General features: G+C 67.5%; 10 protein-coding genes. 2 read left to right on the plus strand and 8 right to left on the minus strand.

Annotated elements, in window-relative coordinates; genetic code table 11:
• Nucleotides 1-51: 51 nt before the first annotated feature.
• The 8 genes from HBE63_RS12645 to HBE63_RS12680 form a co-directional block, all read right to left on the minus strand.
• Entirely contained in the window at nt 52-2,250 is a 2,199-nt protein-coding gene (locus tag HBE63_RS12645; protein WP_166905053.1) for a malate synthase G, read from the minus strand.
• 78 nt (nt 2,251-2,328) lie between these two features.
• A complete protein-coding gene (locus HBE63_RS12650) occupies nt 2,329-3,255 on the minus strand; it encodes a 3-methyladenine DNA glycosylase (protein ID WP_243858623.1) in 927 nt (308 codons plus the stop codon).
• A gap of 24 nt (nt 3,256-3,279) precedes the next feature.
• Complete coding sequence (locus tag HBE63_RS12655; RefSeq protein WP_166905054.1) at nt 3,280-4,482, minus strand: hemolysin family protein; 1,203 nt, start codon at nt 4,480-4,482, stop codon at nt 3,280-3,282.
• 14 nt (nt 4,483-4,496) lie between these two features.
• Nucleotides 4,497-5,864, minus strand: coding sequence for a hemolysin family protein (locus HBE63_RS12660; RefSeq protein ID WP_166905055.1), 1,368 nt, complete (start codon nt 5,862-5,864; stop codon nt 4,497-4,499).
• Nucleotides 5,865-6,102: 238 nt separating this feature from the next.
• Nucleotides 6,103-7,539 (minus strand): GuaB1 family IMP dehydrogenase-related protein, encoded by a 1,437-nt coding sequence (locus HBE63_RS12665; protein WP_166905056.1) that lies wholly within the window; start codon nt 7,537-7,539, stop codon nt 6,103-6,105.
• A 25-nt stretch (nt 7,540-7,564) separates the two neighbouring features.
• Complete coding sequence (gene gndA, locus HBE63_RS12670) at nt 7,565-9,019, minus strand: NADP-dependent phosphogluconate dehydrogenase (protein WP_166905057.1); 1,455 nt, start codon at nt 9,017-9,019, stop codon at nt 7,565-7,567.
• Nucleotides 9,020-9,070: 51 nt separating this feature from the next.
• Nucleotides 9,071-10,042 carry a M56 family metallopeptidase gene (locus HBE63_RS12675; protein ID WP_166905058.1) on the minus strand — a complete coding sequence of 324 codons (972 nt, stop codon included), beginning with the start codon at nt 10,040-10,042 and terminating at the stop codon, nt 9,071-9,073.
• 14 nt (nt 10,043-10,056) lie between these two features.
• Nucleotides 10,057-10,473, minus strand: a complete 417-nt coding sequence (locus tag HBE63_RS12680) for a BlaI/MecI/CopY family transcriptional regulator (protein WP_166905059.1) — start codon at nt 10,471-10,473, stop codon at nt 10,057-10,059.
• A 224-nt stretch (nt 10,474-10,697) separates the two neighbouring features.
• Here HBE63_RS12680 and HBE63_RS12685 point away from each other — a divergent pair, with 224 nt between their 5' ends.
• Nucleotides 10,698-11,468, plus strand: coding sequence for an iron reductase (locus HBE63_RS12685; RefSeq protein WP_166905060.1), 771 nt, complete (start codon nt 10,698-10,700; stop codon nt 11,466-11,468).
• A gap of 156 nt (nt 11,469-11,624) precedes the next feature.
• Nucleotides 11,625-12,026: a PaaI family thioesterase gene (locus tag HBE63_RS12690; RefSeq protein ID WP_166905061.1), complete on the plus strand. Its 402-nt coding sequence runs from the start codon at nt 11,625-11,627 to the stop codon at nt 12,024-12,026.
• The last annotated feature ends 11 nt before the right edge of the window (nt 12,027-12,037 follow it).

The following is a 12,037-nucleotide window of genomic DNA, read 5'->3' on the forward strand; positions in this document are numbered from 1 at the left end:
AACCCCTGTACGTCTCGCGCCGACTAGTCATCCGGACCCGCCGAAGTCTAATCACTTCCCGGCGGTGCTCGCTTTGAACTCGCGGCGGCGCCGGTGCAGGATCGGCTCGGTGTAGCCGTTGGGCTGCTGGGCTCCCGACAGGATCAGCTCCTGTGCCGCACCGAACGCGATGCTGGCGTCCGGGTTGGGCGCCATCGGCAGATAGTCGGGGTCCCCGGCGTTCTGCTCGTCGACGACTGCAGCCATCCGGCGCAGGCTGGCCTTGACGTCCTCTTCGGTGATGACGCCGTGACGCAGCCAGTTGGCCAGCAGCTGGCTGGAGATCCGCAGTGTGGCGCGGTCTTCCATCAGGGCGATGTTGTGGATGTCGGGCACCTTCGAGCAGCCCACGCCGGCGTCGATCCAGCGGACCACGTAGCCCAGGATCGACTGGCAGTTGTTGTCCACCTCTTCATGGATCTCTTCGGGTGACCAGGTCAACGAGGAGTCCGCCAGCGGGATCGTCAGCAGCTCTTCGATCGTGGCGCGCTTGTTGCCGGTCAGATCCTTCTGCACTGCCTCGACGTCCACCTGGTGGTAGTGCATCGCGTGCAGGGTGGCCGCGGTCGGTGAGGGCACCCACGCGGTGGTGGCGCCGGCCTTCGGCTGACCGATCTTCTGCTCGACCATGTCGGCCATCAGATCGGTCATGGCCCACATGCCCTTACCGATCTGGGCCTTACCGGCCAGGCCGGTGGCCAGGCCCACGTCGACGTTGTTGTCCTCGTACGCCTTGATCCACGGCTGGGCCTTCATGGCGCCCTTGCGGATCATCGGGCCGGCCTCCATCGAGGTGTGGATCTCATCGCCGGTGCGGTCCAGGAAGCCGGTGTTGATGAACACCACGCGGTCAGCGGCGGCCTTGATGCACGCCTTCAGGTTGACCGTGGTGCGGCGTTCCTCGTCCATGATGCCGACCTTGAGCGTGCCACTCGGCAGACCGAGCACGTCCTCGACGCGGCCGAACAACTCGCAGGTGAAGGCAACCTCGTCGGGGCCGTGCATCTTGGGCTTCACGATGTAGACCGACCCGGTGCGGCTGTTCTTCAGCGGACCGTTTGGTTCGTCGTCCTTGAGCCCGTGCATGGCGATCAGGCCGGTGAACAGCGCGTCCTGGATGCCCTCGGGGATCTCGTTGCCGTCGGCGTCCACGATCGCGTCGTTGGTCATCAGGTGACCGACGTTGCGCACGAACAACAGGCTGCGTCCGGGCAGGGTCAGCTCACCTTCGCCGTCCGGGGTGGTGAAGGTGCGGTCGGGGTTGAGGACGCGGGTGAAGGTCTTCCCGCCCTTGGCGACTTCCTCGGCCAGGTCGCCCCGGTTCAGGCCGAGCCAGTTGCGGTAGCCGAGGACCTTGTCCTCGGCGTCGACGGCGGCGACGGAGTCCTCGAAGTCCATGATCGTGGTGATCGCGGATTCCAGCACGACATCTTTGATGCCCGCGGCGTCGGTCGAGCCGATGGGGGAATCGGGGTCGATCAGGATCTCGATGTGCAGGCCGTGGTTGGCCAGCAGCACCGACCACTGCGGCTGGCCCAGCTCGCCGGTGTAGCCGACGAACTGCTCGGGCGTGGCCAGGCCACTCGAGAGGTCGTCGCCCAGGGTCACGACCAACTGTCCGTCGTCGATCTTCAGGCCGGTGGCCTCGGCCCAGGTTCCTGCGGCCAGGGGCGCGGCCTGATCCAGGAAGTTGCGTGCGTAGGCGATCACCTTGTCGCCGCGGATCTGGTTGTAGCCCGATCCCTTTTCGGCGCCGTCCTCTTCACTGATGACGTCGGTGCCGTACAGCGCGTCGTACAGCGAGCCCCACCGGGCATTGGCCGCGTTGAGCGCGAAACGGGCGTTGAGGATCGGCACCACGAGCTGCGGGCCCGCGGTCGAGGTGATCTCGTCGTCCACGCCGGAGGTGGTGACGGTGAAGTCGGCGGGCTCGGGCAGCAGGTAGCCGATGTCGGTGAGGAACTGCTTGTAGGCCTCGGGATCGACCGGCTCGAGCACATGAGCGCGGTGCCACTTGTCGATCTGCGCCTGCAGATCGTCGCGACGGGCCAGCAGGTCCTGGTTCTTCGGAGTGAGGTCAGCGACAACCTTGTCCACGCCGGACCAGAAGCTGTCCGGGTCGACGCCGGTGCCCGGCAGTGCCTCGTTCGTGATGAAGTCGTGCAGCACCTGCGCGACGCGCAGGTTTCCGACAGTCACGCGATTGGTCATGCGCGTTTCCTCCCTCGGCTCCAGGCACCGTGCGATGCCTGCCGTTTATCCAGCTTACCCATTGGTAACGTCGGCCTTTCAGCCGTCCAGCCTGGTGAGCAACAGCTCACACCGGTTTGCCAGAGTGACCCGCAACGGCGCCGCCCGTTCGGCGATGCGCTGTTGGGCTCTGACATATTCGGCACGCCCGGCCGGTGTTTCGATGGCGATCGGCTCGAAACCATAGCGCCTCAAGTCGTATGGGCTGGCACACATGTCGAGTGCCCGCGCGTCGGCGGCCAAATCGAGTGCGTCCATCACCAACTCCGACGGCACCAGCGGGCCCAGTTTGTACGCCCATTTGTAGGTGTCCATCGCGGCGTGGATGCAGCCGGGCTGCTCGGCGTCGATCTGCTGCTCCCGGCTCAGTTGCCGGTCGTTGCGGCCCACCGCGGCGTCGGTGAAAAACCGGAATGCGTCAAAATGGCTGCACCGTAACGGCATTGACTCGACGACGCCATCGGTCCCGGCGGTACCGAGGCGCAACGGAACCTGGTCGTGGCGTAGCTGAGGGGCTCGATAGACCATGGCCCACTCGTGCAGTCCGAAGCAGTTCATCCGCGGCGCCCGCGTCGCGGTCGCACGCATCAACCTGGCCACGAATCGGACCGTCTCGATGCGGGAGCGCAGGTAGTCGTCCCGCACCGTGACGCCGTGCCGGTGCGGGCCGTAACCGGTGCGGCGCAGATACGCGCCGGATCCGTCGCCGGCGAGCACCACCCCGGAACCGGGATGCCATTGACGTAGCTGGCGCGGGCGAAGGCTGTAGTAGGTGAACAGGAAATCCCATACCGGGTGCGGCTCACCGGCGTGTCGGCGGCGCACGTGCGGTGTGAGGAAGTCGTCGGCGCGGCGCCGGTGTGACTCTGCTCTTGCAGCCCAGTCCGGGGCCGCCAGCACCTGCTCGGCTTCGGCGGCACCCGGAAGGGTCAGTCGGGCCGCGTCAGATTCAGCGTGTCCTTCCATGTCTCCTCCACCAGGTCCGACGAGTCAGATGCGGTGCGTGCCGTCGCGTACCGTTCCGACCAGGTCCTCGACCAGGTCCTCCAGGGCGACCATCGCGGTGACGGTCCCCGACACCTCTCCGTCATGCCCGTCCGCACCGTCAGTGCGCTCCTGCTCCTCGCCGTGCCCATCCTCATCGTGCCCACGCTCTTCGCGCGAGCGCTCATCGTGCCCACGCTCTTCGCGCAAGCGCTCATCGTGCCCACGCTCTTCGCGCAAGCGCTCATCGACCACCAGCGCGAGGTGACTGTTGCTGCGTCGCATCCGGGACAGCGCGTCGGGCAACGGCAACGAGGCCGGCACCCGCGGCAGCGGCCGCACCATCGACACATCCAGCACCGCATCGGGGTCGCCGATCTTCGGCAGCACATCCTTGATGTGCAGGTATCCGATCACCGTCCCCGACGTATCGGTGACCGGGAAGCGCGAGTAGCCGGTCTCGGTGAGAGCCTGCTCGACCGCGCCCACAGTCGGCCCGCTGCCTTCGGCCGCAACGGGTATCGCGTGAATTTCGTTCAACGGCATCGCGACGTCGTTGACCGTGCGGCTGCGGTTTTGCAGGGCCCGCGTCAATCGACCGTGCTCCTCGGTGTCGAGCAGGCCTTCGGACACCGATTCGGCGATCATCTCCGACAGCTCGACGGTCGACACGGCCGAGGCCAGCTCGTCAACCGGTTCGACGCGGAAAGCGCGCAGGGTGGTGTTGGCGCACCAGTTGTAGAAGGCGATGAACGGCCGGGCTGCGCGGATGTACACCAGGTACGGCGGGACCAACAGCATCGCCGCTGTCTCGGGCCCCGCGATGGCGATGTTCTTCGGCACCATCTCGCCGAGCAGCACGTGCAGGGTCACCACGACGGCCAGGGCGATGAAGAACGAGACCGTGTGCAGAACGGCGTCGGACACGCCGATCAGCGCGAATGGTTTCTCCAGCAGATGGGCGACGGCGGGTTCGCCGACCCGGCCCAGCAGGATCGAGCAGATGGTGATGCCCAGCTGAGAGCCGGCCAGCATCAGCGACAGGTGTTCGCCGGCCCGGATGACGGTCACAGCGCTGCGCTTGCCCTGCTCGGCGAGCGCCTGTAGCCGGTCCCGGCGGGCCGAGATCAGCGCGAACTCCGCCGCCACGAAGAACGCGTTGGCGGCCAGCAGCAGCACAGTCAGCAGTACGCCGAGGATGTCACCCATGGCTGCTCTCCTCGTCACCCATGGCTGTTCTCCTCGTCGCCGAGGCTGATCAGCTCGAGCAGATCGATCCGGCGACCGTCCATCCGCACCACCGTGGCCAGCCATCGAGTGGGATTGTCCGGATCGCCGTCCGGGTCGAACGCGGTGAGCTCCACGGCTTCGCCGGTCTCCGGTATGTGGCCGAGCTCCTGCAGGACCAGCCCGCCGATGGTCTCGTATTCGCCCTCGGGAGCACGGAATCCGGTGCCGGTCGCCACCTCGTCGATGCGCAGGAGCCCGGATACCTGCCAGCCGGCCCCGGCCGGCACCACGTCGGGGGTGGCATCGTCATGCTCGTCACGTACGTCGCCGACGATCTCCTCGATCAGATCCTCGACCGTCACCATGCCCGCGGTGCCGCCGTACTCGTCGACCACGAGTGCGGTCTGCAACCCGTTGGCCCGAATCTGGGTCATCACGGCATCGCCGTCGAGGGTGGACGGCACGGTGGCCACCGGCAGCGCCAGCGCGGCCAGCCGGGTCCGGTCCCGGTCCTCGCGCGGTACCGAGAACACCTGCTTGATGTGGACGACGCCGATCGTCTCGTCGAGGTCGCCCTCGACGATGGGGAAGCGCGAATACCCGGTGCGGATCGCGGCGGACATCAGGTCGGTCACCGAATCGCCGGCGTCGAGTACCTCGATCTTGGAGCGCGGAGTCATCAGTTCCTCGGCGGTGCGCTCACCGAACTGCAGTGAGCGGTGCACCAGCAACGCGGTGGTGGGATCGAGCGACCCGCTGCGGGCCGAATTCCGAACCAGCGACGCCAACTCCTGGGCCGAGCGTGCCGAACGCAGTTCCTCGGCGGGCTCGACGCCGAGGCGGCGGACGATCCAGTTGGCGGTGCCGTTGGTCAGCCGGATGACCGGGGTGAACAGCAGCGAGAACAGCAGCTGGAACGGTGCCGCAGCGCGTGCCGTCGGGACCGGGCGGGCCACGGCCAGGTTCTTGGGCACGAGCTCGCCGAACACCATCGACAACGACGTCGCGATGAGGATCGCCAGGAACAGGGACAGGCCGCCGGCGAATCTGGCGGGCAGGCCGATGGCATCCAGGCCGGGGCGGATCAGTTCCCCGACCACGGGTTCGGCGAGGTAACCGGTGGCCAGCGTGGTGATCGAGATGCCTACCTGGGCGCCGGAGAGCTGGAACGACAGCGTGCGGTGCGCACGGCGGACCAGTTGGTCGCGGCGGTCGCCGGTGCGGGCATTGGCCTCGACCGTGCTGCGCTCCAGTGCGGTCAGCGAGAACTCGGCGGCCACGAACACCGCGGTGCCGAGGGTGAGTAGGACGATCGCCAGGATCGACAGCAACGAGAAAACCACGTCGGTTGAGCTGCCCATCAGATCGTCACCAGGAGTTCGCCGGGCCCGGGGCCCGGCCGACTAGGAGAGGGGTCGTCAGCTTCGGCGCTCAGAAGTGACTGGTGTTCCACCCGGGAGGCCGGTTCAGAACCGGAGGCCTCGGTGGGTGCCTGCGGCACGTGAACCCTTTCGTTCGATCTGACCGAGTGGACGCGAGGGCATATGCCATCGTCCGCTCGGTGTACTCAGAACCCCAATAGTATCGCGACCCGGCGGATTACCAGCCCGTCGGGAGCGGATGACCCTCGGCGAATCCGGCGGCCGATTGCACGCCCAGCACTACCTTCTCGTGCAGTTCAGTGATGTTGGTGGCCCCGACATAGGTGCAGGTGCTGCGCACCCCCGAGGTGATGTGGTCGAGCAGGTCCTCGACTCCACCGCGTCCCGGGTCCAGGTTCATCCGCGAGGACGAAATGCCCTCCTCGAACAGGGCCTTGCGGGCGCGGTCGAACGGGCTGTCCCCGGCGGTGCGGGCGGCCACCGCACGTTTGGAGGCCATGCCGTAGCTCTCCTTGTACGGCCGTTCCTGCCGGTCGTGCAGCAGGTCGCCGGGGGATTCATAGGTTCCGGCGAACCAGGAGCCGATCATCACGTTGGCGGCGCCGGCGGCCAGCGCCAGTGCCACGTCCCGCGGGTGCCGGACGCCGCCGTCCGCCCACACGTGGGCACCGAGTTCCTTTGCCGCAGCCGAACATTCGACGACTGCGGAGAACTGCGGACGCCCCACACCGGTCATCATCCGGGTGGTGCACATCGCGCCGGGGCCCACCCCGACCTTGACGATCGAGGCGCCGGCCTCGATGAGGTCGCGGGTGCCCTCGGCGGAGACCACGTTGCCCGCCGCCAGCGGCAGGCCGAGGTCCAGCGATGCCACCGACTTGATGGCGTCGAGCATCTTGAGTTGATGACCGTGCGCGGTGTCGATGACCAGCAGGTCCGCCCCGGCCTCCGCCAGTGCACGGGCCTTGGCGCCGACATCACCGTTGATCCCGACGGCCGCGGCGACGCGCAGTCGTCCGGCGGCGTCGACGGCCGGGGTGTAGATGCCGGCCCGCACCGCTGCGGTACGGGTCAGAACCCCGGCCAGGGAGCCGTCCGCCGCCGTGAGCACCGCGAGATCGTGCGGTGCGTGCTCGAGGAGGTCGAACACCTGTCGCGGGTCGGTGCCCACCGGTGCGGTGACGAAGTCCGTCACCGCGACATCACGGATCCGGGCGAACCGGTCCACACCGGCGCAGCTGGCCTCGGTGACCAGACCGATCGGGCGTCCCTCGAACACCACCACCGCCGCGCCGTGGGCACGCTTGTGCAGCAGCGCCGCGGCGTCGGACACCGAGTCCTCGGGGCCCAGCGTCACCGGCGTGTCCACCACGAGGTCGCGGCTCTTGACGAACTGAACGGTGTCGGCCACCACGGTGCTCGGCAGGTCCTGCGGCAGCACCACGATGCCGCCACGACGCGCGATGGTCTCGGCCATGCGCCGGCCCGCCACCGCCGTCATGTTCGCCACCACCACCGGGATGGTGGTGCCGGATCCGTCGTTGGTGGACAGATCGACGTCGAACCGCGATGCCACATCCGACCGGCCGGGGACGACGAAGACGTCGTTGTAGGTCAGGTCGTACGGCGGGATGTGCCCGTTCAAGAATCTCACTGCAACCTCACGCCACTGACCCTACTCAGGCAGGGACTTCGCTGCGGTCGCCGCTCCAGAGGGTGTGGAACTTCTGGCCGGGCTCGGCGTCGGTACGCCCGTAGGTGTGCGCGCCGAAGAAATCGCGCAGGCCCTGGGTCAGTGCCGCGGGCAGCCGCTCGGTGCGCAACGCGTCGTAGTACGACAGTGCCGACGCGAAGCCGGGGACCGGGATGCCCAGCGCGGTGGCGGTGACGACCACGCGACGCCAGCTGTCGATCGCCGCCTCGATGGCGTCGCGGAAGTACGGGTCGACGATGAGGGTCGGGAGGTCGGCGTTGTTGTCGAAGGCCTCTTTGATCCGGTTGAGGAACTTGGCCCGGATGATGCAGCCGCCCCGCCAGATGGTGGCCATGTCGCCGGGGGTGATGCCCCAGTTGTATTCGGCGCTGCCCGCCTGGATCTGGTTGAAGCCCTGGGCGTAGGCGATGATCTTCGAGGCGTACAGGGCCTGACGGATGTCCTCGGTGAACTGTGCTGCATCCGTGGGCTTTTCGCCGAGATCGCCGGAGGCCAGGCCGGTGGTGGCCTTGCGCTGGGGCACCGAACCGGACAGTGCGCGGGCGAACACGGCTTCGGCGATACCGGTCACCGGCACGCCGAGGTCCAGAGCGGACTTGACCGTCCAGCGTCCGGTGCCCTTCTGCTCGGCCTCGTCCACGATCACGTCGACCAGGGGCTTGCCCGTCTTGGCGTCCACCTGCTTGAGCACCTCTGCGGTGATCTCGACCAGGTAGCTGTCCAGGTCGCCGTTGTTCCACTCGGTGAACACGTCGGCGATCTGTGCCGCATCCAGGCCGAGGCCGTCGCGCAGTAACTGGTAGGCCTCGCCGATCAGCTGCATGTCGGAGTACTCGATGCCGTTGTGCACCATCTTCACGAAGTGTCCGGCGCCGTCCGGGCCGATGTGGGTGCAGCACGGCACGCCGTCGACGTGGGCCGAGATCTCTTCCAGCAGCGGGCCGAGAGACTTGTAGGACTCGGCGGGGCCACCGGGCATGATCGATGGGCCGTTGAGCGCGCCTTCCTCGCCGCCGGAGATGCCCGCGCCGACGAAGTGCAGGCCGCGTTCGCGGATCGCCTTCTCGCGGCGGATGGTGTCGGTGTAGAGGGCGTTGCCGCCGTCGATGATGATGTCGCCGGGCTCCATGGCGTCGGCCAGCTCGTTGATGACGGCATCGGTCGGATCGCCAGCCTTGACCATGATGATCACCCGGCGCGGTTTCTCCAGGGCGTCAAGGAATTCCGCGATCGTCTCGCTGCGCACGAACTTGCCCTCGGACCCGTGCTCGGCCAGCAGCGCATCGGTTTTGGCGATCGACCGGTTGTGCAGTGCGACGGTGTAGCCGTGGTGGGCGAAGTTACGAGCGAGGTTGGATCCCATCACGGCCAGGCCGGTGACTCCGATCTGCGCCGTGCCGGAAGTGCCGGTCTTGCTCATGCAGCAGCCTTTCGTTGTTTTGTTATGTCAGAACGCCTGTTGGACAGGGGTCTATCCCAGTCCGGCGAACAGGCGGTGAAGCTCGGTGAGCCAGGGGACGGCAACGGCGACGGTAGGCACCACCAGCACGGCCGCGGCGGCCAGATAGGCAGTGACCGCCATGGCCACGCTGTTGGGCCTGCCGCCGAGGCGTCGCACGCGGATCACGGTGGTCGGCCCACCCGCGGCCAGTGCGCCCGAGGGGGTGCGGCCACTCGCGCAGGCGACCAGCGCCCTGGCCAGGGGAGTGGGGCCTGCCGTCCGGACCGCGGCGTCGTCGGCCAGCAGTTCGATCAGCAGCCGGACCGCATCCAGCGCGTTGGCGCTGCGGACGAACCGCGGAAAGGCGGCATGGACGGCGGTGAACATCTCCAGGACCAGGTCATGGCGGGCGCGCAGGTGGGCCCTTTCATGGGTGAGGATTGCGGTGATCTCGTTGTCGGACAACGTGGTCAACGTTCCCTCGCTCACCACCACACGGCTGCGGACCCCGGGAAGGCAGTAGGCCAGGGGCTGCGCGACGTCGAGGATGCGCAGCCCGTCACCGGCGAGCGGGCGGTGCGCTGTACAGAGATGCGCCGGCACCGCGTCGCGGGACTTGCTGAGCAGGTCGACCATCATGCGGTGATGGGCGCGCCTGCGCCGGGTGGCTACCGCCACCTGGATCACGGCCAGACAGAGCCGCCCCCCGATGAACAGGGTGAGGGTGAAGACCACGACGAGCAGCAGCCACAGTGGCCAACCGAGGGCCTCGATCTCGCTGGTGATGGTCGCGGTCGGCCGCCCGTCGGGCCCCGGAACGAACAGCCGGCTCGCGATGGCGATACCGGCCGAGAAAGCCGAGAGCACGGCGGCCAGGGCGATTGACTGCCACAGCACGATTGCGGCACGCGGGGCGCGCAGGGGCCACACCGCACGTGCCAGCACTGCCGGTACCGGCCCGACCAGGGCCAGCGCGACGAGGGTGAAGGCCAGCGCGGACACGCCGTAAGTGTCTCTCAGTCAGTGCCCGAATTGCCAGCCGGTGGGGGCAGCTGGTGCTTGCTCTCCAGTTCGGCCAGGGCCCGGCGCAAGGCCTGAGCCTCGTCGGCGCCGACCCTTTCGACGAAATGGACCAGTGCGGCCTGGCGGCTGCCGGAGTCCGCGGCCTGGTCGAGGGCGTCGACCATCAAGCCGGCGACCAGCTCGTCGCGACCATTTGTGGGCGCGTAGCGGTGCGCGCGGTCATCGCGGTGCTGCACGACCAGGTTCTTCTTCGCCAGTCGCTGGAGCACCGTCATGATCGTGGTGTAGGCCAAGTCGCGGCGGGCGGCCAGCGCCTCATGGACTTGGCGCACTGTTTGGGGTTCGGGTGCGGACCACAAGTGGTCCATCACCTCGCGCTCAAGCTCCCCGAGACGCGTCATTTTGGCCATGTTCCGTTCACTCTCCTGAGCAGTAAAGCCAGCGTACTACGGGTTTACTACCGCGCGTCGTATGTATCCGGCGTGGATCTCCGGCCTGTCTTCTGCATCGGTTTAGGGCAAGGTCAGCGCCCTTTATCGGGCATCTTGTGAATCCAGTCACAGGGGGTAGCTCTCGTGCTTCACGTGACTATAGTAAGGCTAACCTAAGTCAAACTGGAGCCTTCGGAGGTGACATGACGGTCTTGATCGAAGATCCGCTGATCGCGGGTATGGCTATCGAGCGGACGCTGCCGCTGCACGAGTCGAGTCGGCGTCTACGTGAGCTGTACGCGGAGTGTCCGCGGGTCTACGGCGTGGCCGTGGTGGGCGACCTGTCGCGCCGGCGGTGGTGGCCTCTGACCGAGGCGCTGTCCGCCGATCGGTTGCAGGGGATGTTCGACGCCGCGATGGCCGAGACGGGCAATCGGGCCGCGGTGGCCCAGCAGCTGGCCGCCACGTTCACCCATGTGGTCATCGGTCGGGTGGTGCCGCTCCTGGTACTCGAAGGACGCGCCTGGGACACCGGTCTGGAGAACCTGTGGGTCCACGTCGACTCCGAGGGTGCGATCGACTGGGTCGGTGTCGTGGACCCGACCCTGCGCGGCCTGCCGGGGGATCCGTGCTTTTCCGGCCGGGCCGCCCGGCTGGCCAGTGCGTCCCGTGACGGGATCGTCGCGTTGCCCAGTGAGGCGGCGTTGACGACGTGGGTAGCCCATCGCAGCCATCGGGCGCTTGAGCCGTTGTTCGCCCGCTTGGTCGAGATCAGTGACGGCGCGATTTCGGCCGCGGCCATGTGGCACATGGTGGGCGCGGCTGTGGTCGGCGCGGCCACCCAGGTCCCGCTGCTGGCCGGGTCGAGTGAGGTCGTGAGCATGAGGCGCGGGCAGGCGGTGCTCGATGCCCTGGTCGGTTTCGGCCTGCCGGTCCGGGGCTGTGGCCGGGCGGGGAAGGTCTTGCTTAATTAGGATAGCCTTGCCTAGTATGTAGATACGAGGCTAACGGACCGTGCCGGAGTCCTGAGGGCTGCAGAGACCCCCGGTCCGCTCGAGGGCGGGTTCCGCGTTTGATACGCGGGACCCGCCCGCATCTTTGTGGCGATACGGCGTGTAGACACGAGGGCTGTGACCACTGAAACCCCTGAAGGCTTGGGCAAAGGCTTCGACACCGAACTGGGCCTGACCTACCTCGAGCTCACGCCCGACGGCGGCCGCGCGCAGCTGACGATTCACGACAAGCTGCTGCAGCCCTGGGGCATCGTGCACGGCGGCGTGTACTGCTCGATCGTCGAGAGCCTGGCCAGCGTGTCGGGCCACATCTGGCTGTCGGAGAACGGCGGCGGCACCGTGGTCGGGGTCAACAACAACACCGATTTCCTGCGCGCCATCGGATCCGGCACTGTCACAGCGGTTTCCACGCCGATCCACCGAGGTCGTCGGCAGCAGCTGTGGCTGATCACCATCACCGACGAGAACGACAAGCTCGTGGCCCGCGGTCAGGTGCGACTGCAGAACATCGCCGAGTAGCGCTTCGGGCG

It is taken from the genome of Mycobacterium sp. DL440 (genome assembly GCF_011745145.1).
In the GTDB taxonomy this organism is placed as follows: Bacteria; Actinomycetota; Actinomycetes; order Mycobacteriales; family Mycobacteriaceae; genus Mycobacterium.